The sequence below is a fragment of the Simiduia sp. 21SJ11W-1 genome (assembly GCF_024138675.1).
Lineage (GTDB): Bacteria > Pseudomonadota > Gammaproteobacteria > Pseudomonadales > Cellvibrionaceae > Simiduia.
In genome coordinates, this window is record NZ_CP090959.1 from 2395348 (window position 1) to 2417732 (window position 22385).

At 52.0% G+C, this 22385-nt stretch carries 17 protein-coding genes; 14 read left to right on the top strand and 3 right to left on the bottom strand.

All coding sequences use genetic code 11. The features are described 5' to 3' along the window. Nucleotides 1–393: 393 nt before the first annotated feature. From tagH to tssH, 14 genes are all read left to right on the top strand, one after another. Nucleotides 394–2202, top strand: a complete 1809-nt coding sequence (gene tagH / locus L1F30_RS10605) for a type VI secretion system-associated FHA domain protein TagH (protein ID WP_253356055.1) — start codon at nt 394–396, stop codon at nt 2200–2202. A 19-nt stretch (nt 2203–2221) separates the two neighbouring features. Further along, nucleotides 2222–2716, top strand: coding sequence for a type VI secretion system lipoprotein TssJ (tssJ, locus tag L1F30_RS10610; RefSeq protein WP_253356056.1), 495 nt, complete (start codon nt 2222–2224; stop codon nt 2714–2716). A 47-nt stretch (nt 2717–2763) separates the two neighbouring features. Further along, nucleotides 2764–4092: a type VI secretion system baseplate subunit TssK gene (gene tssK / locus L1F30_RS10615; RefSeq protein WP_253356057.1), complete on the top strand. Its 1329-nt coding sequence runs from the start codon at nt 2764–2766 to the stop codon at nt 4090–4092. Between the two features lie 16 nt (nt 4093–4108). Next, nucleotides 4109–4906: a type IVB secretion system protein IcmH/DotU gene (icmH, locus tag L1F30_RS10620; RefSeq protein WP_253356058.1), complete on the top strand. Its 798-nt coding sequence runs from the start codon at nt 4109–4111 to the stop codon at nt 4904–4906. 49 nt (nt 4907–4955) lie between these two features. Then, a complete protein-coding gene (gene tssM / locus L1F30_RS10625; protein ID WP_253356059.1) occupies nt 4956–8498 on the top strand; it encodes a type VI secretion system membrane subunit TssM in 3543 nt (1180 codons plus the stop codon). Between the two features lie 10 nt (nt 8499–8508). Beyond that, nucleotides 8509–9183 carry a type VI secretion system-associated protein TagF gene (tagF, locus tag L1F30_RS10630; protein ID WP_253356060.1) on the top strand — a complete coding sequence of 225 codons (675 nt, stop codon included), beginning with the start codon at nt 8509–8511 and terminating at the stop codon, nt 9181–9183. A gap of 219 nt (nt 9184–9402) precedes the next feature. Continuing rightward, the gene (gene tssA, locus L1F30_RS10635; protein ID WP_253356061.1) at nt 9403–10638 is read left to right on the top strand and encodes a type VI secretion system protein TssA; all 1236 of its coding nucleotides are present in this window, start codon (nt 9403–9405) and stop codon (nt 10636–10638) included. A gap of 43 nt (nt 10639–10681) precedes the next feature. Further along, on the top strand, nt 10682–11197 hold the full coding sequence (gene tssB, locus L1F30_RS10640; RefSeq protein ID WP_253356062.1) for a type VI secretion system contractile sheath small subunit: 516 nt from the start codon (nt 10682–10684) through the stop codon (nt 11195–11197). A 3-nt stretch (nt 11198–11200) separates the two neighbouring features. Then, complete coding sequence (gene tssC, locus L1F30_RS10645; RefSeq protein ID WP_253356063.1) at nt 11201–12691, top strand: type VI secretion system contractile sheath large subunit; 1491 nt, start codon at nt 11201–11203, stop codon at nt 12689–12691. Nucleotides 12692–12749: 58 nt separating this feature from the next. Then, entirely contained in the window at nt 12750–14258 is a 1509-nt protein-coding gene (gene tssC, locus L1F30_RS10650; protein ID WP_253356064.1) for a type VI secretion system contractile sheath large subunit, read from the top strand. A gap of 3 nt (nt 14259–14261) precedes the next feature. After that, complete coding sequence (gene tssE / locus L1F30_RS10655) at nt 14262–14738, top strand: type VI secretion system baseplate subunit TssE (protein WP_253356065.1); 477 nt, start codon at nt 14262–14264, stop codon at nt 14736–14738. After that, nucleotides 14738–16567 carry a type VI secretion system baseplate subunit TssF gene (gene tssF, locus L1F30_RS10660; protein WP_253356066.1) on the top strand — a complete coding sequence of 610 codons (1830 nt, stop codon included), beginning with the start codon at nt 14738–14740 and terminating at the stop codon, nt 16565–16567. The genes tssE and tssF overlap by 1 nt, the downstream gene beginning before the upstream one ends. Further along, on the top strand, nt 16531–17670 hold the full coding sequence (gene tssG, locus L1F30_RS10665; RefSeq protein ID WP_253356067.1) for a type VI secretion system baseplate subunit TssG: 1140 nt from the start codon (nt 16531–16533) through the stop codon (nt 17668–17670). Before tssF ends, tssG begins: the two co-directional genes overlap by 37 nt. 13 nt (nt 17671–17683) lie before the next feature. Continuing rightward, nucleotides 17684–20335, top strand: a complete 2652-nt coding sequence (tssH, locus tag L1F30_RS10670; protein ID WP_253356068.1) for a type VI secretion system ATPase TssH — start codon at nt 17684–17686, stop codon at nt 20333–20335. A 78-nt stretch (nt 20336–20413) separates the two neighbouring features. Here tssH and L1F30_RS10675 read toward each other — a convergent pair whose 3' ends face one another. From L1F30_RS10675 to L1F30_RS10685, 3 genes are all read right to left on the bottom strand, one after another. Continuing rightward, nucleotides 20414–20842 (bottom strand): hypothetical protein, encoded by a 429-nt coding sequence (locus L1F30_RS10675; protein WP_253356069.1) that lies wholly within the window; start codon nt 20840–20842, stop codon nt 20414–20416. 658 nt (nt 20843–21500) lie between these two features. Next, nucleotides 21501–21794: a PAAR domain-containing protein gene (locus L1F30_RS10680; RefSeq protein ID WP_253356070.1), complete on the bottom strand. Its 294-nt coding sequence runs from the start codon at nt 21792–21794 to the stop codon at nt 21501–21503. 2 nt (nt 21795–21796) lie between these two features. Then, complete coding sequence (locus L1F30_RS10685; protein WP_253356071.1) at nt 21797–22384, bottom strand: hypothetical protein; 588 nt, start codon at nt 22382–22384, stop codon at nt 21797–21799. Nucleotide 22385: the final 1 nt, after the last annotated feature.

The window sequence follows — 22385 nt, forward strand, 5'->3', positions numbered from 1 at the left end:
TCCGCTTTCGCCAGATGATTTTTCCGGCGCATTTCGCGCGCGCTTTAGCGAAGGAACAACGCGAGTTTTGTCTTCTACATCCATATAACTTTACGCTCAATGCGATCGCCGTCCAGGCTTAGCTCTTTGACACTTCATGGTACGAACGTACGCGAAATAAAAAGCCCAATTTGTGGAGGCAGGATATTACGCGAATTATATGATCCACACCAAAAACTCTCGCATTCACACTTGTTAATGAATACGCATGTACCAGTTAGCACTTTTACCCGAAATAAAATCCACACAAATTCACAGCTTCACAAACGCCCGCCTACTAATGCAGAAATTGCTGCGTTAGAATCGGCCGCCTGAAAGACACCAATACATTGGACAGTGTGACACGGTAGACAAATGGATTTAATTCTTACAGTAATCGCCGATCCCAATGGCACAAACATGGTCAACCACACCAAGGCCTTTGCCAAAGCCAGCGGGACACTCGGACGATCAGACAAAAACGATTGGGTATTGCCAGACCCTGAACGAATCATTTCCTCTACCCACTGCCGCGTTGAATTCACAGACGGCAAGTACCACCTGGTAGACACCAGCACAAATGGCGTATTTGTGAACGAAGCGTCGTCGCCGCTGGGCAACGGCGTGAAGCACCCACTGGCCGATGGCGATATTCTGGGGTTGGGTGAATATAAAGTCCGAGTAAGTCTACGTGCCCCACAAACCCCCAAGGCCAATCTGCCGGACGGGCTGGATTCGGTAGATTTTTTGGATGGATCAGACAAAACCACCTTTAGCGCCAGCATGGCACCCCAACTTGAAGCACAGGCCAAAGCACAGCAGTTTGACGACTTTCTTGAGGCAAAACCCTCGGTAAAGCCTGCACCTAACAGCGACTGGGGCTTCGCCGCCGGCGATTGTGTTCAGCCGACACCAAGCGCCACCTCACCAACTGACCCTTTAAGCCTGTTTGACGCAAAGCCGTCTGAGCCAATGGGCGGCTTTGGACAACAAAGCGCCACTAATGCAGGCGGTTGGGATGACGACTGGTGGAAAGACGGCTCAACCTCAGACCACGCAACACCTACGTCTCATAATTTCCAAGCACCGGCCGCTGCATCGCCAGGCAGCACTCCCAACCAGCCCCCCGGTGACCCATTTGCGAAACCATTTGCGCCTGCAGCCCAGGGTAACAACAGTGTGCCTGTAACTGGCTCCGAGCCTTGGGCCAGTGGCGCTACCGCCCCCCAACCCAGCGCGCCTTATGCGCCTGCCGGGGCGAGCACAATTGATGCTTTACTTGGCGGCACAGCCCCCCTACCAACGCCTGCGGCCTCCGGGCCTGCCTTCAGCACTCAGAACAACCCATTTGCGGCATCAGCGGCCATCGCCCACGGAGCGGCAATAACAAGCCCCAATAGCATTAATGCGCCAGGTGAAACCCAGGCGATAAGCCAAGGGGCCCAGCAAGCCACCTCCCAACCTGTGCCTGTACCCGCACCAGAACCGCAGCAACCACCGGCACAAGCTATACACGGTGCAAACCACCCAGCACAAAACCTACACGCAGCCCAAATGAACCTTGCGGCCGCTACGGGTTCTGGCGCCGAGCAGCCGGCGCTTCAACAGGCGCTCGGCCTAAGCCAAGCCCCCAGCGAACACAAGGGCACCTTGATCAATCAAGTGGCTGCAATTGTTAAAGAAACAACGCACCGCCTGATTGACTTGCTGCGCGCCAGAAACTCCATCAAGAATGAACTCAGGGTGCAGCGCACCATGATTCAATCGGTAGACAACAACCCCTTAAAATTTTCAGCAAATGCCGCAGACGCCTTAAACAGCATGTTCGCTAACAACAGCAATGCGTTTATGTCGCCGCTTGAGGCAGTACAAGACAGCTTTGATGATCTATCAGACCATCAGGTCGCAGTGCTCGCGGGTATGCGCGCCGCCTACGACGCCATGTTCAAGCACTTTTCACCTAGCGCGCTTGAATCACGCTTTAACCAAAGCAATAGCTTACTGGCCAGTAAACAAGCGAAAAACTGGGCCGCCTATTGCGAGCACTACCAGGCGTTATGCCGCGACAGAGAGTCTACCTACGAAGATTTATTCGGTGAAGAATTTGCTGCGGCTTACGAAAAACAGCTTACCGATCTAAAAAACGCAAGGGCGCTGTCGCGCCGCTCTAAAACACATCAATAACTGCTTGAACGGAGTCATCATGCAATCATCCCACCTGCGTCGCATTGCATTTTTCGGCGCGATCACACTGCTGCTTGCAGCCTGCCAGGCAACGCGAGAAACACTGAACTTTGATACATCCGCGAATGTCACTTTGTACGCCGCGCTGGATATCAATCCAGATCAAGACAAGCGCGCATCGCCACTGGTAATACGCGTATTTAAATTGGCAGATGCACGCCAGTTCGGGCGCGAGGATTTTTTGAACCTGTATGAAGATGCAGAAAACCGCCTTGGGCGAGACCTGCTAGACACAGTAGTGCTCAAAGAAATTGCGCCGGGCGAAAAACGCACTGAAACCTTTGAGCTGGCCCCGGAAGTAAAGTACTTAGGATTACTGGCTGAGTTTGTAAACTACCAAGACGCTGACGCCGTCACCATTATTCCGATACAGCCTCACACTGAAAATGACATAGATCTCCAAATTAACGGAGTCAAGCTCATTGAAGGCGCACCGGTAAAAGGTCGCAAGTGATCACCTGCTATTTCATAGCATTGACTTAAGGAAAGTCTATGTCCGCCATGAATAAAGTCATTTGGTCTGAAGGCATGTTTCTTCGGCCGCAACACTTCCAGCAGCAGGATCGCTATTGGGAGCGTTATATCGAGGGCAAACTGGGCGCAACGAGTGCCTTTAACTGGGGTGTAGAATCGCTGATCATTGATTCCGAGCCCTTGAGTATGGGCAAAATTTCGATCACTCAAATTAAGGCAATTTTCCCAGACGGCACGCCCTACTTTGCACCAGACATCGAGCTCACACCCGATGTTATCGACATCCCGGAAAACACCCAGGATCAAATCATCTACCTGTGCGTACCGTTGAAGCGGCCCGGCAGCCAAGACTCCATCCGCTCGGAAGAAGACCTCCCACAGGCGCGCTATCAAACCTTTAACTACGATGTGCGCAACAGCAGCGCACAATCGAGTGAACCTGCCCGCATTCAAATCGGCAAGCTGCGGGTGTGCCTGAAATTGGGTTCAGACGACTTAAGCGGCTACGCGAGCATCGGTATTGCAAAGGTCATAGAACGGCTACCCGACAGCCCCATTAAACTAGACCGGGAGTTCATACCGCCGGCGATCCGCTGCAATGTATCACCCAATCTCAATGCTTACATTGAAGAAGTAAAAAGCCTTTTAAAGCAACGGGCTGACGCCTTGGGCCATAGGCTTGCTGATAGCGGGCGCGCGGGCTCGGCAGAAATTGCTGACTACCTGTTACTGCAGGTACTCAACCGCATTGAACCCACGCTCAACCAGCTGAGCTTGCAAGAGCAAGTGCACCCATACACTCTCTACATGGAGCTGATTGCGCTGGCCGGAGAACTTGCCACCTTTACCGCAGCCAATAAGCGTGCGCCCATACTGCCGGCCTACCAGCACAGTAACCTGCAACTGACCTTTGCCGATCTCTTCCGTGCATTGCGCCAATCTTTGAGTACGGTGCTTGAACAAACCGCGGTACCGCTATCGCTCGTAGAGCGTAAGTACGGCATTCACGTGGCACCTATCAATGATCATTCAATGATAGACACGAGCACTTTTGTACTGGCAGTAAAGGCGGATATTCAAACCGAACTGCTGAGATCCCGCTTCCCCACGCAAGCGAAAATTGCGCCGGTTGAATCAATTCGCGAATTAATTACCGCGCAATTACCCGGGGTGGCTATTCGGGCACTGCCGGTGGCGCCACGCCAAATACCCTATCACTCGGGCTTTATTTATTTTGAGCTGGAAAAAGCAGGTGAAGTATGGGGCACCTTTAAGCGCTCTGGCGGCTTTGCAGTGCACCTGGGCGCCAACTTCCCGGGCTTGACCATGGAATTATGGGCCATCCGGAACAGTTAATAAGCAGAGCAAAATCATGAATGACCGAACGATAATGGTACCCACCCCCGGTGGACGCAGGCCCGCACCACAATCAGGCGCACCCAAAAGCTATGCGCCCGCACCGGATGATAAAATATCAATCAAGCACGGGCTTAACCCGATAGTTAACTGCGCAACAACGCTCCTGACTGTTGCCATTAAATTGCGCAACACCGCCCAACACGCCAACGTGCCGGACCTCCATAAGCGCCTTACCGAAGAGATTAAGCATTTCGAGCAGCGAGCCAAAAGTTACGGCGTGCCAGATGATGCAGTTATTGCTGCGCGCTACTTGCTGTGCACCGTTGTTGACGAAATAGTGCTCAACACGCCTTGGGGCGCATCGTCGGGCTGGAGCCAGCATTCGCTGCTGAGCCTGTTCCACCACGAAACCTTTGGTGGCGAGAAATGCTTCCTGCTATTACAAAAACTTCTGGAAAGCCCAGGTAAAAATCTTGACTTACTGGAGCTTTATTACCTGTGTTTAAGCTTGGGGTTTGAGGGCAAGTACCGATTGGCTCCCAGAGGCCATGAGCAGTTGGAATCGGTGCGGGAAAATCTATACAACACCATCGAGAATCACCGCCCCACCCCGGAGCAGGATCTCTCGCCCCATTGGCAAAGTGATGCAATCAAGCCAAAAAGCCGCCTGGATTTCTTCCCAACCTGGGTGGTCGTAACCTGTTTTCTGGCGGTACTGGTAAGCAGTTACGGCGGTATGCGCTGGTGGCTTCAAAACACCACCGAACCTGTCGCCCAGAGCATATTACTGCTCACCAAAGCACCTAAGTAAGTAAACATCGCATGTTATTGCGCCAAGACCGCGCACCACGGAGATAGGCATGAATCGTCTGGCCAATTTTTTCACACATAAAATCACCCTGCTTGTACTGGGCTTATGCGCCTTGTCTGTGGTGATTTGGTATGGCGCCGACTACATCAAATTTGGCGAAGATAATCTCACACTGAGCACAACAACCCGCCTGGTGCTAATTTCCGCCTCCTGGTTCATTGCCATACTTTGGCACTTTATTGCCTGGCTGATTGAGCGAAAGCAAAACGCCGCGCTCATTGAATCACTTCAACAAACCGAAGAAGATGCAATATCACCGGATGAAGAACGCAGCAATGAAGAATTGACCGCCATTGCCGAGCGCTTTAAAGATGCGCTGGCGGTGTTAAAGAAGGCACGGTTTAAAAAAGGCGGGCGCTCGCGCTCACTCTATCAACTGCCCTGGTATATCATCATTGGGCCACCGGGTGCTGGAAAAACAACCGCGCTGATTAACTCGGGCCTTGAATTTCCACTGGCAAAGCAAGACAACTACCAGCCACTGGGCGGCATTGGCGGAACACGCAATTGTGATTGGTGGTTTACCAATGACGCCGTTCTCATTGATACCGCCGGCCGTTACACCACGCAAGACAGCCACCGCACCATAGACAGCTCAAGCTGGCAGGCATTTATTGAGCTGCTCAAAAAATACCGCCGCAGGCGCCCTATCAACGGCGCCCTGATTGCCATTAGCTTGCAGGATTTAATGGTTCAAACCGCAGATCAACGGGCACACCAGGCAAAAACCATCCGCACACGTATCAGCGAGCTCCACCGGGAGTTCGGGCTTCAATTTCCCATCTACCTAACCTTTACCAAGTGCGATCTGGTGGCGGGGTTTTCCGAGTTTTTCTCCAATCTGTCACAAGCAGAGCGGGAGCAGGTATGGGGTGTGAGCTTCCCCCACAATCCGCAGGAAGGCGGACTGAATGCAAACATTCAAAGCTTTGAATCTGAATTTGAGCAACTTATTGCACGGCTAAACCAACGCTTGTTATGGCGCACACACCAAGAACGCAACATTGAAAAGCGAAGCGCTCTACACGGCTTTCCCGCCCGAATGGAATCGCTATCTAATGTGCTCACTGATTTCATAAAACAAACTTTTAACCCCAACCGTTACGACGCCGACCCTCTGCTGCGGGGGGTATACTTCACAAGTGCTACACAAGAGGGCAGCCCCATTGACCGAATGATGGCTTCGGTAAGCGCCAACTTTGGGCTCGAGCGCGACATGGGCAAACAACAAACCAACTCAGGCAAAAGCTTTTTCCTGCACCGTCTATTAAAAGACATTGTATTTCCCGAATCGGAGCTTGTGGGTACCAACAAGAAGCTGGAAGCGAGCCTTGTTTGGGGCCGCCGCATTGCTTTAGCAACTGCCGCAACGGCAACCGCCGCCACCCTGGTGCTATGGTTTGGCAGCCTTGCGCAAAACGCCCGCTATATGAATCAGGTAAACGAACATATTGCCAGCTACAAAGCATTAATGCCCGAAACTTCCTCACCCTCATCAACCAGTAATCAAACAGTCGCACAAGCCTTTGAAGCGCTTAGCAAAGCGCAAAGCGTCTACGACCAACAAGAACACCCGTGGCTCTACAACCTGGGCCTCTATGATGCCTCAGTAGATGAAGCAGCAGATGCCCTCTACCGGCATGAATTAGCCCGCATATTTCTTCCTTATACAGCTCATCAACTGGAGCAACAGCTAAAGCAGCAACAAGGCGATGCCGATGCGTTGCTAAAAACACTTCGTGCCTATGCCATGCTATTTAGCACTGAAAACCGCAGGCCAGAGGAGATCAGCAAACATATGGCTGAACTTTGGCAACAGAGCCTTACGGGTAAGGCTGACATACAACAACAGCTCGACAAGCACTTGGCAGCGGCCTTAATGGTGGGGGATTTCACTGCCATTAACAAAAATGAACGCTTGGTGGCGCGCAGCCAGCGCGAACTGAATCGCGTGCCCATAGCCCAACGGCTGTATAAAAAGATGGCGAACAGCCCGCTTGGCAGCCAGCAGGCAAACCTTGTAGACGCTATCGGCATAGCCAACCCACAAGACCTGGGCATGAACCCGCAAGACACCCGCTTACTGGTGCCTATGCTGTTCACAAAAGCAGGCTATGAAGAACTGGATTTTTCCGAGACTTCGCCCATGCTCCAGGAGGTAGAGCAAGACCAGTGGCTCTATGGTAGCAGCAACAGCTTTCAACTCTCAGATAAAGACAAAAAAGACATCGCAGAAAATGTGAAGCGGCTTTACATGGCCAACTATGTAGACACATGGCGAGATGCGTTACGCAGTATCAATATTGCAAAACACCAGGATACGGCGCGAGCAATTGCCCAGCTCGACGAACTGTCTGACCCAATCACATCGCCCCTACTGCGGATGATTGAACTCACCGCGGAAAACACAAGCCTTGCACCAGTACCGGAGTTACCCAAGGGTGTTGACGTGCCCGCCTCCATGGTGCCAGGCAAGGCTGGGCGGGGCCTGCGCTTTGCCAACCGCGGGCTGGATGCATTGGGCAACCGGCTACCATCAACCTACGTGGATGAGCAATTTAAAGATATCCATAAGCTGTCGCTCAGCATGAACAATCAGCCAGCGGCCATACAAGACTATTTGGCAGCCATTGAAACCATTAAAGAGCTACTTATCGAGATAGATAGCGCGGCCAACCCCAATGCCGTGGCCTTCGATATGGCCAAAGGCGTTTTTGCCGCAGGCGGCGGCGGCAAGATCAAACAATTGCGTATCAAGGCGCTGGATGCGCCGGCACCATTAAACCAATGGCTAACCGATATCGCCGACAATGCCTGGGCTCTGGTGCTGGGCAAGGCCAAAAGCCACATTAATCGCGCCTGGCAAGAACAGGTTTATGCGGGCTACCAAAACAACCTTAAAAACCGCTACCCCTTGTCTGCAAACGAATCATTCGAAGCACCCATGAGTGAATTCAATCAATTTTTCAAGCCAGGCGGCACCCAGCAGAAATTTGTGCAAGCATATTTATCACCCTTTGTGGATACCCGCCAATGGAAACTTAAATATATCGACGGGCTGAGCATTGGCTTATCAAATGAAAGCCTCAGACAGTTTCGACAGGCTGACCACATTCGCAACACCTACTATGCGGGCTCGGCCAACGCCAATATGAGCTTCAAAATCGAACCCACTAAACTGGATTCGGGGGTGCGCCTGTTTTCCCTTGAGGTGGGTGAAGAACGTGTTAACTATTCCCATGGGCCTCGCACACTGAAGCCCATGGTGTGGGAAGGCGGCAAGGCTATGCGTGTAAGGGTGATATTTGAAGACCTGAATGAAACAGTGCACCGCAAGCACTACGAGGGCGATTGGGCCTGGTTCAGGCTACTTGATGCCTCGCGCATAGATACAACCAACAATCGCAACATAAAAACCATTACCTTCGAAGAAAACGGACGCCAGGCTGAATTCAAGCTGATAGCAGATTCGGGGAAAAACCCCTTCGACAACCGCGTACTTCGCAACTACAACTGCCCGCAATACCTGTGAGGAGCAAGACTTGAACATAGGCCTGTTCGGTAAATTGCCTGCACACGGCGATTTTGTGGAGCGAAACCTGGCACGCAGTTTTTTATCAGTTTGGGATGACTGGTTACAGCGTGCCATGGCCAACAGCCAGGATATCGCGGGTGAACAGTGGATTGACTACTACCTCACAGCTCCTGTTTGGCACTTTGCGCTTGGCCATGGGGTGATAGACGCCTCCCCCTGGATTGGCATAGTGCTCCCCAGTGTGGATTCGGTAGGCCGTTATTTTCCATTTACAGTAGTCAAGAAGCTCGGCGCCGAACAACAACCCTTTGCCGAGCTGGAACGCCACAAGGCGTTTTTTGAAGAGGCAGCAGCGCGTGTGATTGATGCCATGCAACACGGGCACAACATAGAACAGCTGGCCGATGCTGTAGCCAACATAGAACAACCCCATACGCACCATGCTTGCACAGCGCTTTACTGGGAAGCTACTGCCACGACTTTTTATCAGGGTGACACTGAAAGCCTGGCCTCTGCACTCACACAAATGAGTTATGCACACGCCCGAGCAATCCATACCAGCAGCAGCTTGTGGTACACGGATGCATCAGAGGCGCTACCCAGCAACTGCTTTACCCTACAGGGTTTACCGCCAGCGGAATACTTCTGGCCAATGATCAGCAACCAATGGCACTGGACGTAAATGCGGTGCGGAATTTTAGATTATTTAAACGCCACCCAGCTGCGCGGCCGCTCACAAGAACGCATGTACCAAGTAGCGCGTGCATTAGTCGCAAAATGCCCTTTGGATTCGCTAAAAACTTCTAAACAATTCATAAGGTGTGTAATCTTGAGCCCTTCTAAAGTTCAGCATTGCACTGATGCAGCCAGGGAAGATCGTTAGATTCAAAGGACAGGTTTCATGTCATTACCTCATGTCGTAGATTTAGAAAACCTAAAACAGCCCATTGCAGCAGATGCACCTCAGGGCAAAGATCTGCGTGCAGATCGCTCACCCACCTCCACCTACTATGCCATCAAAGATGCTCGCAACGCGGCCCGTGCAGCTGAACGTGCGTCTATGTTTGATGAAGATGTTGACCTATTGGAACCATGGCGCCAGGTTGCGCAACTGGCCCCTTCAATATTGCAAGATGTCAGCAAAGATCTGGAAGTAGCCTGCTGGTATTGTGAAGCACTGATCCGTTTAAACGGCTTGGCAGGCCTGCGCGATGGCCTGGCGCTCATTAGAACGTTAATTGAAGATCATTGGGACGGGCTCTACCCGGAACCTGATGAAGATGGCATCGAGACAAAAGTTGCACCATTAACCGGCCTTAATGGCGACGGCGGCGATGGCACCCTGCTTGCGCCGCTACGCAATATGCCACTCACGCTTGAAGACTGCGGTGGCGAGTTTTCATTTTGGCAGTACCAGCAAGCCCGCGACGCCGATCGAATTACTGATGAGGATAACCGCGCAGAACGTATAGACGCCATGGGCTATTCGCTAAAGTCCATCACAGACACGGTACTGGCAACCTCAATCGAGCAGAGCGTTGCCATTGTCGACACCCTGGAAGAATGCCTAGACTACTTTAAATCTGCCAATGCCTTTTTGCGCAAAGCCTGCGAGCAAGATGCACCACCCAGCAGCAATATTTCAAACCTGCTTGAGGAGCTGCTCAGAACCGCGCGCTTTATCTATAAAGACAAACTGGAAGCCAGCGCTGCGCAACAAGCTGTAGCAGCACCCGCTGCAGAGCCAGGCTTTGAAGAAAGCACTACCGGCGAGCCATTAACTTCAGGCGTGCGAGGCGCTACCGGGCCCATTACAGACCGTGAAGACGCACTTAAACGGCTGGAACAAGTGGCTGCCTATTTCAGGCAATATGAACCCCACACGCCCATTGGGCCAAGCCTTGAAAGGCTTGTAAGCTGGGGCCGCATGACAGTGGCCGACTTGATGATGGAGCTGCTGCCGGAAGATTCTGCCAGAAATATTTTTTCTCAATTAACTGGCGTCAAATTAGATGGCACAGACGACAGCACCTACGTCGCGCCACCTGCTGCCAAAGCCAGTGCCGCAAGTTCTTCACCGGCGGCTAGCCAACCACAACCCACCCAAGAATCTGAAACCCAAGCCGTGAGCTGGTAACTTTACCCACGCTTACACAAGAAGCGGATAGGAGATCCACACTATGTCAGAAAGCATCCACAACAAGCTAAAGCGCGTCCGCAAGCCCCGTGTTCACATCACTTATGATGTGGAAACAAACGGCGCTGAGGTTAAAAAAGAATTACCTTTTGTTGTAGGCGTGATGGGCGATTACTCAGGCGATAACGCTGCCAGCCGTAAAGCCCTGAAAGAGCGTAAATTTGTACAGATAGATCGCGACAATTTCAATGAAGCCATGGCCAAAGTAAACCCCAAGCTTGAGCTGCAGGTTGAGAACACCCTGGCCGGTGACGGCTCGCAAATGGGCCTGAATCTAGACTTCAAAAACATGGATTCATTCAGCCCGGAAGCCATTGTGGACCAGGTAGAACCGCTGAAACAGCTATTGGAAGCACGCAACAAGTTGCGCGATCTGCTTAGCAAAGCCGATCGTTCTGAAGAGCTGGAAAACGTACTGGAAGACATTCTTAAAAACGCCGACAACATCGCCGACATCTCCAAAGAGTTGGGCGTTGGTGAAGAGAAGCAAGGAGAGTAATCAATGAGCACTGATGTCGCAGTAGAAAGTCAAGGCGCAGAAGCAGAAGCCCAGTCAGCAAGCTTGCTTGAACAGGCAATCGGCTACACCAAACAAACCAATCGTGAAGAAGCGCAGGACTTGCTCAGCAACCTGACCGAGCAGGTGTTAAAGGGCACTGTCTCCTGGGACAGAAACCTCACGCAAACTATCAACTCTGCCGTGCGCGCCATTGACGAGGCCATGTCAAGGCAGTTAAGCGCCATTATGCAACAGGAAAAGTTCCAGAAGCTGGAAGGCTCCTGGCGCGGCCTAAATCACCTGGTAATGAACAGCGAGACAGGTAAAACCCTTAAAATTCGGGTGTTGAACCTTTCAAAGAAAGAGCTGTTCCGGGATCTGGATAAAGCCGTTGAATTTGACCAGAGCCAAATCTTCAAAAAAATGTACGAAGAAGAATTCGGCACCGCCGGCGGTGAACCCTACGGCGCCATGATTGGTGATTTTGAATTCAGCAATCACCCGGAAGATATAGAGCTGCTCACCAAGATGTCTAACGTGGCCGCGGCCGGATTCTGCCCCTTTATCTCAGCTGCAGGCTCAGAGATGATGGGCTTCGACAGCTTTACCGAACTTTCCAAACCGCGCGATTTAGGCAGCATTTTTGAATCTGCAGAGTACATCAAGTGGCGCAGCTTCCGCGACAGCGAAGATTCCCGCTTTGTGACTCTGGTTATGCCACGTGTACTTTCTCGCCTGCCTTATGGTGAATCCACCAAGCCAGTTGAATCTTTCAATTTCGAAGAGTTCGAGCAAGATGCCTCGGGTATGTCTAAGGCTGCCAGTCACGATCAGTACTGCTGGATGAACGCCGCCTACGTGATGGGTGCCACCCTTACCAAAGCGTTTGCTGAAAACTCCTGGTGTACTGCCATTCGCGGCGCTGAGGGCGGTGGCAAGGTGGAAGGCCTGCCCACTCACCTGTTTAAAAGCGATGATGGCGACACCGACCTGAAATGCCCAACGGAGATCGGTATTACCGACCGCCGTGAAGCCGAGCTTTCTGCACAGGGCTTCTTGCCTTTATGTCACTACAAAAATACTGATTACTCCGTGTTTTTTGGTGCCCAAACTGCCCAGAAGCCAAAGGTCTACGACGATCCGGACGCAACTGCCAACGCATCCATTTCAGCCCGCCTGCCCTATCTGATGGCCACTTCGCGTATTGCCCATTACCTCAAAGTTATGGCGCGCGATAAAGTGGGCTCCTTTATGGAGGCAAGCGATTGCGAGCGTTGGTTGAACAAGTGGATTGCGCAATACACCAACTCCAACCCGGAGGCGAGTGCTGAAATGAAAGCCAAATATCCGCTTTCAGAAGCGCGCGTAGAAGTTAAAGAAATCCCGGGCCAACCGGGATCTTACAGCGCAATTGCCTACTTGAAGCCATGGCTGCAAATGGAAGAACTCACAACCTCCATGCGGATGGTTGCGAACATTCCAACGCCAAACTGATGTTCAGGGCGCCACCTTCTGTGGCGCCCTATCCCCGCTACACCCTGAGGAACCCTCCGTGCTGGCCGATACTCTTACAGCTTCACAACAGCGCGATAACGCCCGTGTGTCGGCTAATAGCAGTAAAAGCTATGCCTTGGCCCGCTTCATTAATGAACCCGATGAACAAGCCGCATTTAGCCTTTGGCTGAATGAAATTCAGCTGATAAACCCCAACGGCTTTAAGCTGAAAAGCCTGCTTTCCCGATTGATCGCAGAAATCGATGAAAGGATAAACACGCAGGTCAACCTCATTATTCATAACAAGAAATTTCAAGCACTGGAAGCCAGCTGGCTGGGCTTGTGGGAGCTGGTAGATACAGCAAGCCTTTCCGACAACGTTAAAATCAAGGTGCTGGATTTATCCTGGAAAGACTTGGTGCGCGACATAGACCGCGCGCCAGATGTAGACCAAACAGCCTTATTCCACCTGGTTTATAACCTTGAATTTGGAACCCCCGGTGGCGAGCCTTTCGGCGTACTGCTTGGCGACTACGAAGTAAGCCACAGGCCCACCAGTGCGCGGCCGCACGACGACATACATACCTTGCAAGGCGTCAGCCGCGTTGCGGCTGCGGCTTTCGCGCCTTTTATCTGCGGTGCAGCGCCCGAGCTATTCGGCCTGGATAACTTCGACACCTTAGGCTTGCCGTTAGACTTACACTCGGTATTCAATCAAAAGGAATATTTGCGCTGGCGCTCGCTGCGCAAATTGGAAGACAGCCGGTTTGTGGGCATTACTTTGCCAAGGGTGCTCATGCGCGCACCCTACACAACCCGCCATACCGCCTTTAACGGTATAAAATTTAAAGAAGACATCAGCCACAAGAACAGCGAACGCTACCTGTGGGGCAATGCATGCTTTGCATTCGGCACAGTACTCATCAGAGAATTCGCTGAAGTGGGATGGTTTTCTCATATTCGGGGTGTACCCAGAGACTACCTGGGTGGCGGGCTGGTTACGCGATTCCCAGCACTTGCCTACAACACAGACAGCAAACCCGGCCGGGTGCGTATGTCTACGCAGGTATTAATCAGTGATTTCCAGGAACGCGAGCTAAGCGATCTTGGGTTTATTAGCCTATGCCACAGCATAGATACGCCCTATGCCTGCTTTAACAGCACTCCTTCACTGCAGGATGCCCGGGTGTTTAATTCGAAGTCGGCCAGCGCCAACGCCCGGATTTCTGCCATGTTGCAGCAGGTGTTGTGTGCCTCGCGCTTTGCACAGTACATCAAGGTAATGATTCGCGACAAAGTTGGTTCCTACATTCGCGATAAAGAGTGCGAGCGGTTAATTCAACGCTGGCTGGACAGGTACACTACCGGCCGAGATGACCTCTCCTGGGAAATGCTGGCTCGCTACCCCTTGCGTGAAGCGCGCGTAGAAGTAACCGAGGAGCCAGGCAAACCCGGCGTGTACCAAAGTGTGATTCATTTAAAGACCCACTACACCGTAGACCACCTGGTGTCTGAACTGCGCTTAACCACAGCGCTTAACCCGAACGGCATTGGCGGAGCGGGCTAAATCATGAATCTTCACGATAAAAAATTGCTAGCGCCGGTACTCGATCGGTTGCTGGATTCAGGTGCACGTACCAACGGCTCGCAGCCTCACCAGGTTCTTCGGCAACTCAGGGAAAGTGTTCGACGCGACCTGGAAATATTATTCAACACTCGCTACCGGTGTATTTCGCCCCCGGCAGGCTGTAAAGAGCTGTCATCTTCGCTCCTCAATTTCGGGCTTGCAGATCTCGCCACTATCAATTTGTCGTCGGTGGAACATCGCAAACGGTTTTGCAGCGATATTGAATCAACAATTTTGAAGTACGAGCCACGAATAAAATCCGTTAAGGTTACGTCAGATCAAAAGTTAGACGCAGAAAATCCCTGCATTACATTCCGCGTAGAGGCCGTGTTACACACTAATCCTGCGCCAGAGCTGATTATATTCGACTCAGCACTCGACCTAATAACCCAGTCTGTAGACGTATCAGAGATACAGTAATGAGCGACGATTTACTCTTACAATACGAACGGGAACTGGCCTTCATCAACCAAAGTGCTAGCGAGTTTGCGAAAAAGCACCCGGCAACCGCATCGCGGTTGCAATTAACGGGCGACACGGTAGAAGATCCACTGGTAGGCAAGCTGCTCTCAGGCTTTGCCTACCTCAATGCGCGCGTACAGAAAAAACTTAATGACGACTTCCCGGAACTGACCGACGCCATGCTGGATACCCTGTATCCGCACTACCTAAGGCCCTTTCCCTCATGTTGCATTGTTCAAATGGAGCCTGCGCCGGAACTCGACAAAGCACACACCATCAGGCCTGGTACACTGCTGGAAACTGAGTCTTATCAAGGCGAGAGCTGTAAATTTACAACCGCCTACAAAGTAGAGCTGGATCCGATTAAGGTCAGTAGCGCATCCTTGATGCCAAGGCCCTTTATCGCCCCCGGCTCCAATGATGTGGCAGGTGCCGGTGCCGTTTTAAAAATCACGCTGAATACACTGGATTCAGAAATCACCTTTAACGAGCTTGCAAAGCCCGACTTTCGTTTTTTCTTAAAAGGCTTGCCTCAGCATGTGCATCCGCTGTACGACCTGCTGTTAACAAAATCCATTAGAATCGTTCTGGCCGCCTCGGAAGTTGACGCCAAGCCATTGTTCTTGCAACCTGGCGCGCTTCGCCCCATAGGGTTTGATGCCGAAGATGCGCTTTTAAAAAATACCAAACAAGGATTTAACGGCTACCGGTTGCTTACAGAATACTTTGCATTCCCGGAAAAGTTCCAGTTTCTAGAGCTGGGCGATTTACCCACCGACAGAATGACGCACTACGGCGGCGAGCTGAACATCTACGTTTACCTTAGCGAATCAGACACTGAACTGGAACACCAGGTAAATTCAGACATGTTTGCGCTAGGTTGCACGCCTGCCATAAATTTATTTAGCCACAGTGCAGACCCTATACCCTTGGATCACACGGAATATGCCTATCACATTATTCCGGACGCCCGAAGAATGGAATTGCTCGAGGTATATTCAGTAGACGGCGTTAAAGCCACAGACGGCAGCGGCGCCTCCGTTGCTTTCAAACCCTTTTACGGCATTAACCATGCCTCTGGTGAAAACAGCAGCGCCTACTGGTTTACCCGCAGAAGGCCCATCGTTGAAGGCGAGCACCTCAATGAAGAGGCAAGCGAAGTAGATATCTCGCTGGTAAATCTTAATTTTTCGCCCTACGCCAGCCAAAACCAAGTACTGGAAGTTGCGCTAACATGCAGCAATCGAAACCTACCGAAGAAACTCCCCGTTGGCGGTGGCAAGCCATTGATGGCATTGGTTGATGGTAGCGCACCCATTAACCGCATAAGTTGTTTGGTAAGCCCGAGCGCTACTATTCGTCCGCCGCAAAAAGAAGGCGCCTACTGGCGACTCATTTCCCACTTAAACCTCAATCACCTTTCGCTCACCAACAATGGTGGGTCGCCAGAGGCTTTGAAGGAAATTTTAAGGCTATACGATTTCAAAAACTCAGCCTCTACACGCAAGATTATTGAGTCGATCACCCGTTTAAAAACCCAGCCAATGACAGCCCCCATACAAGTTGAAGACATGGTATCGCTGTGCCGCGGCACCGCCCTGCATCTGGAGCTTGATCCGCTCATGCTGCGCGGGGTGAGCAGCCTGGTTTTTGCAACCTTGCTTGAGCACTTCTTTGGGCTCTACTGCTCGATTAATTCATTCACACGGCTGAAAGTCAGCTTTTCAGGGCAAGACAGGGAGTTCAAGAAATGGCCACCACGCGCCGGCGAAAAGACCTTGCTCTAATAGACAAGCTGCGCAATCAGCCTGAAGATTTCGAGTTTTTCCAGGCGGTAAGGCTGCTGGAAATCGCTGCCTGCCAGGACGACTCTAACCAATACGCAAAAACGCCTATCGCCGTTCAAGCGCAGCCCAATAAGGAATTTATTCGCTTTAACGCAAGTAACAAGCTCGCTTTTGCAGGCTCAGACATTCTTGCACTTAGCACTGAGGTCAATGGGCTTGAAAGCCCAGATCAGGAAGCCCAGATTCGCTGGCTGATGGACGTGAGCTTCATGGGGCTTGGGGGCGCACAGGGGGTGTTGCCGGTAAGGTACATAGAGCTCATATTACAAGAGCTTAAAAATAAAAATGAAGGATTGAGCGACTTCCTAGACCTGTTCAATCATCGAACAATTTCGCTGTTTTATCAGGCCTGGCATAAATACCAGCTACCCCTGAACTACGAACGCCAAAAGCTGCATAACACCAGCCAGCGAGACAAGATAACCCAGGCATTGCTTAGCCTTGCGGGCCTCGGCACCTCCGAGCTTCAATACCGATTGCCCTTTGACGATGAGTTGGCCGCAGGCTTTGCAGGCTCTCTTAGCCGCAGCCAGCGCACGGCAGATCAACTAAAGAGCCTGATCTATACCATGTTTGGCTTAGATATCGAGATTGAACAATTCAAGGGCCAGTGGGCACCACTGGATGAGGAAGTTGCCTGCCAATTACCCGGCGATGAAAACCCGCTGGGTGTCAACAACCAGCTGGGTGTGAACTCCATTATTGGCACCGAGTGCTATCACGCACAAAGCAAGTTCAGCGTAGTAGTGGCCCCGCTGCCCTACAAACGCTTCATGGAGCTCGCGCCGGGCACTAAAAAGCTTGAGGCCTTGCAATCGCTGATACGCATGAGCGTGGGAGTTGAAATGGAATTTGACATAGCCATCTCCACATCCCACAACCAGGTGCCCCCTACCCGGCTTGTGGACGAACCCGACTACCAACCTTCACTCGGCTGGAACAGCCATCTGCACACAGACAGCGTGTTGGGTATTGAACCTATGAACATAAATTTATCACACGACATGCAAGCGCCAGACGAAGGCATACCACTGTATATATAAAAGGGATAGCAACATGATTAACATTAACTTGAAATCGCTGGTAGACAAAATGGCGCCGCCACTGCGCGATGCGCTGGAAGGTGCTGCCGGGCTCTGTATGGCCCACAACCAATATAATGTTGAGCTTGAGCACTGGCTGCTAAAATGCCTCGACCAGCGTAATTCCGATGTACAAACTCTGCTTGAAAAATTCGATATCAATGCAGCCGAGTTTGCTCGCCAATTGGCCGATGCCATTGCCAAGTTTAAATCCGGCAACAGCCGTCCGGCAGCGCTGGCTACCTCACTGGTGGATGCCGCCAAATATGCATGGATGCTGGCCTCTGTAGAATTTGGGCACCAGCAGCTTACCTCTGGCCACTTGCTGAGTGCGGCATTGCTTGATGAGCAACTGCGCAGCCAGCTCACCAGCAGCAGTAAATTGCTGCGCGAAATCGCGCCTGAATCATTGAAGGAAGCCGCCCGCGCCTTGATTGGCGCAGGCACTGAACTACCGCCGACTGATTCACCCATGCAGCAAGCAGAACCTGGTGCTGTTAGCACCTCCAAAACGCCCTCGCTGGATAAGTACACCATTAACCTGACCGCCCGCGCCCAGGAAGGGAAAATAGATCCGGTGCTGGGGCGCGATGAAGAAATACGCCAGTGCATAGACATACTCACCCGCCGCCGCCAGAACAACCCCATCCTTACGGGCGAGGCAGGTGTCGGCAAAACCGCTGTGGTAGAGGGCTTTGCCCTTCGCATTGCCAGTGGCGATGTACCAGACCCGCTTAAAAATGTTGCCGTTCGCACACTGGATTTAGGCTTGCTGCAAGCCGGCGCCAGCGTGAAGGGCGAATTCGAAAATCGCCTGAAATCCGTCATTGAAGAAGTGCGCGCCAGCCTTTCACCCATCATTTTGTTCATTGATGAAGCCCACACAATGATCGGTGCAGGCGGCAAAGAAGGCCAAGGCGATGCAGCCAACCTGCTAAAGCCTGCCCTGGCCCGTGGCGAGCTGCGCACCATCGCAGCCACAACCTGGGCCGAATACAAAAAATACTTTGAGCGCGACCCTGCATTAACCCGCCGCTTTCAAGTGGTAAAGGTTGAGGAACCCTCTGAGGATAAGGCCATCGACATGATGCGTGGGGTATCCGATACACTGCAACAGCACCACGGCGTACGCATTCTCGATGAGGCCATAGTCGCCTCGGTAACGCTTTCCAATCGCTATATTCCAGGTCGCCAGCTGCCAGACAAATCCGTTAGCCTGCTAGATACTGCCTGTGCCAGGGTGGCCTTGAGCCAATCGGCCATGCCCGGCGCTATAGAAGATGCCAAGCGCCAACTGGAGCGCGCAAACAGCACACTGGCAAGGCTTAACAGAGAACATGCAGCCAGCAACAGTCAGGCGGAAGACATCGCCCAATGGGAATTACGCAAATCAGAGGCCCAAGAGCGACTTGCCCGCCTTGAGCAGCAGCTCAATGAAGAGCAGGCATTGGTGAACGAAATTCGCACGGTACTCACCCGTATTGATGAAAACTACCTGCAACAAGATGAAGCCAAAAAGCTTTCTGCAGACGACATTAAGTCCCTTCAACAAAATCTTGTGGCGCTGAGTGAGCAACTGAAAGGCATTCAAGGCGAGCACCCCATGATTCAGGCCGCTGTAGACGAGCAAGCCATTGCAGAGGTTATTGCCAACTGGACAGGCATACCCGTTGGCAAGATGGTGGGCGATGAAATTCGCAATGTACAAACATTGGCCGAGCGCTTGGGTGAGCGGGTGATTGGACAACCCCACGCGCTTGAGGCCGTGGCCCAAGCCATTCGCACCTCGCGAGCAGGCCTGACAGACCCACGCAAACCCGTAGGCGTATTTCTTTTCTGTGGCACAAGTGGCGTGGGTAAAACCGAAACAGCACTGGCACTGGCTGATCAACTCTTTGGTGGCGAGCAAAATATCACCACCATTAACATGTCTGAGTTCAAGGAAGAGCACAAGGTATCGATGCTGCTAGGCTCACCACCCGGCTATGTAGGCTTCGGCGAAGGTGGCGTATTAACCGAAGCTGCACGCCGTAAGCCCTACTCGGTTATTTTGCTTGATGAAATGGAAAAGGCGCACCCAGGCGTGCAAGACATCTTTTACAACCTGTTTGATAAGGGCACCATAAAAGATGGTGAAGGGCGAGACATCGACTTCAAAAATACCGTGATCATCATGACATCCAACGCAGGAGAAGATGCTATTCGCGCTATCTTCTCCCAGGTTGACGAAAAGCCGGAACCCGATGTATTGCTGGATAACATTCGCCCCTACCTTTTGCAGCACTTTAAGCCTGCTTTCATGGGCCGCTCGAATGTCATCGCCTTCTATCCCTTAGACGATGAAAACCTGATGAAAATCGCCGCCATCAACATGGCTAAAATCAGCAAGCGGGTGGCGGCTCACTATGGCGCAGAATTTGGTTATGACGAAGACGTATTGTTACATATTGTGGCAAGGTGCCAGGAATCTGATACGGGCGCACGCAATATAGAAAACATCTTAAATCGTACGCTGCTGCCGGCATTGGCATCTGAGTGCCTTGCCAAAATGGCAGAGGGTGAAGCCATCGAAAAAATCTATGTAGGCGTAGACGAAGAAGAGAACTTTACCTACGAGCTTAGTTAGCTCTCAGGCTCTAACCTCACCCGGGGGCTTGCCGGGTGAGGTTTTTTCAGACTATTTTATAATCTACCTGACTACTAATCAGGCAAAGGCTTCTTGCGCTACCGCTTGATCAGAATTTTCTAATGTTGCCTCATGAAACCTTAACGAGCGTCCAATGGCATCAAAACAGGGGCAAATCTCAAGAAAGCGCGCGCTGGCCGTCCAGCAATAAAGCGCCACAAAGCAATCAGCCCCACAATGGGTTGCAATACGGTAGGTAACCGCAGCCTCACCAATAACACCGGCGATCTCTGCCACATAAGCACCACTACCCAATTGTTTTTCAGGCCGTTTTTTAATGACCGATTGCGATACCCACCCAAGCGCAGCCTGGCAGGTTGCCTCTGCGTAAGCCGCTAAAGAGAAGCTGCTTTCAAAACCTTGCCGAGGCTGCTTGATAGCGATCATATAGGCATCCATTTCGCGCCAGCCTGCCTGAATATCGGCGTTCGGATTTAATGTCGCCATAGGTTCCCAAGGCTCTGGCAATTGCAGGCTAAGGGTTTTGTCTGTTGAGAGGTGCCTTTGCCAACTAGTGTGTATTTGGGTTTTGGCCCTTTCTGCCCGTGGCACATCAGGGCTCACAGCAGGCGCGCTTGCTGCCGCCCTTTGCGGCCGGGCTTGCGTTTGCCCAGAGCGCGGCGCTTCAGGCCTTCGTTGCTTAGGGGCAGTTGACTTTGCCGTAGCCTGTGGTTTTCTCAGTGTGCCATACAAGACCTCCGCGCCTGATTTAACTTCCGTATGCCAACCAAGCCGCCAAAGGGATTTCAGCCGTAATTGAACCTCGGCAAGCGAGCTGGATTTAAAAATCGCCTTTGGGCTGGCCTGGTAGAGGGCTTTAGCACGCTTGGCGTTACCCTCACAAAGCTTGAGTAACCCCTGCTTGACGAGGGCTTCGGGCATATCCGTGCGCGTGCGCCCCGTTAACACCAGTGAATAGATTTTAGCCTTGGGCATAGCAAAGATAATCCCTTAAATTTATTCCTTAAACCGTCTTGCGGCTCAAAACTTTCTTAGGCATCAAACACAAAAGCCGAAAATCCTGCCAGTAAACAACCTCGTTTGCCTAGCGCATCATTTGAATTGCAATAAATACAACCATCAGCCAGTTGAGCGCAGCAAATAGCTAGCCGCCTATAATGACGGTGGGGCAACCCACAACAATTTTTCCACCATGGGCGGTAGAGTCGCCCATACGCGCTGCGGGCTTTTTATTAATCATTACTGTAGAGCTGCCACTCACCACCGTATCTGGCGGCCCCACGCAAACACAACTGGAACCCAGCGTTGCCGATGGCATACCGCCAATAATTACCGTTGGCCCGCCCGGTGAGACTATTGGGCCACCCACGTGAGGTACCGTGCCCGTCACCATCGGGCACACATGCATATCTGTAATGCGTGATGCAGGCTTACCCATGCTTATGCCTCTTCAACAACCAAACCATTACCACCACAGGCTAAATTAAAGCCCTGCTTCAGGAACTGCTGATAATTTTTCTGCGGGTTTTCCGGGTCAGACAAGACGGCGGCCAAGCTCACACTGCCAGCAACAGCATGGGCATACATATAGTGCGGCACCTGTATTTCCGGCTCACCGGGGGCCGCTAAGCTACCGGTAGACCAAGCGGCTGCGGTAGCGGCCCAACCCGCCGGCGTTTTGTGCCCGGTTTTTTCACCAAGTAACTTTGCTCGCTGGCGGTTTTCCTCCGTAGGCTGCTTTGCCCATGCCTCTGCTGCAATAAGGGCATCGACATTTGCAGCATCTGTTTCTGGCGTTTGCACAGCCCGCGAGGCCAGGCACGCCCACCACACGGCTTCCCGTTTAGGCAAACCGTGCGCCAACAGCTTTACGGCATCAAGAAAGTGGCCTGCGTTATACAAGTTTTCAATACTTACCCGTGGTGCGGTACCAGGCACCAGGCACTCCACAGCCTCATCATCACTAAGCTCGAACTCTTTTAACAACTCTGCCGCCGTTAATGCCTTGATTTTTATCCAGTCAGTCATA

What these genes read in the sequence shown, in the direction of transcription:
- icmH (WP_253356058.1), top strand. Translation starts at nt 4,109, where the DNA reads ATGAATGACCGAACGATAATGGTACCCACCCCCGGTGGACGCAGGCCC.
- tssE (WP_253356065.1), top strand. Translation starts at nt 14,262, where the DNA reads ATGAATCTTCACGATAAAAAATTGCTAGCGCCGGTACTCGATCGGTTG.
- tagH (WP_253356055.1), top strand. Translation starts at nt 394, where the DNA reads ATGGATTTAATTCTTACAGTAATCGCCGATCCCAATGGCACAAACATG.
- tssB (WP_253356062.1), top strand. Translation starts at nt 10,682, where the DNA reads ATGTCAGAAAGCATCCACAACAAGCTAAAGCGCGTCCGCAAGCCCCGT.
- L1F30_RS10685 (WP_253356071.1), bottom strand. Translation starts at nt 22,384, where the DNA reads ATGACTGACTGGATAAAAATCAAGGCATTAACGGCGGCAGAGTTGTTA.
- tssK (WP_253356057.1), top strand. Translation starts at nt 2,764, where the DNA reads ATGAATAAAGTCATTTGGTCTGAAGGCATGTTTCTTCGGCCGCAACAC.
- tssF (WP_253356066.1), top strand. Translation starts at nt 14,738, where the DNA reads ATGAGCGACGATTTACTCTTACAATACGAACGGGAACTGGCCTTCATC.
- tssG (WP_253356067.1), top strand. Translation starts at nt 16,531, where the DNA reads ATGGCCACCACGCGCCGGCGAAAAGACCTTGCTCTAATAGACAAGCTG.
- tssA (WP_253356061.1), top strand. Translation starts at nt 9,403, where the DNA reads ATGTCATTACCTCATGTCGTAGATTTAGAAAACCTAAAACAGCCCATT.
- tssJ (WP_253356056.1), top strand. Translation starts at nt 2,222, where the DNA reads ATGCAATCATCCCACCTGCGTCGCATTGCATTTTTCGGCGCGATCACA.
- L1F30_RS10675 (WP_253356069.1), bottom strand. Translation starts at nt 20,842, where the DNA reads ATGGCGACATTAAATCCGAACGCCGATATTCAGGCAGGCTGGCGCGAA.
- tssH (WP_253356068.1), top strand. Translation starts at nt 17,684, where the DNA reads ATGATTAACATTAACTTGAAATCGCTGGTAGACAAAATGGCGCCGCCA.
- tssC (WP_253356063.1), top strand. Translation starts at nt 11,201, where the DNA reads ATGAGCACTGATGTCGCAGTAGAAAGTCAAGGCGCAGAAGCAGAAGCC.
- L1F30_RS10680 (WP_253356070.1), bottom strand. Translation starts at nt 21,794, where the DNA reads ATGGGTAAGCCTGCATCACGCATTACAGATATGCATGTGTGCCCGATG.
- tssM (WP_253356059.1), top strand. Translation starts at nt 4,956, where the DNA reads ATGAATCGTCTGGCCAATTTTTTCACACATAAAATCACCCTGCTTGTA.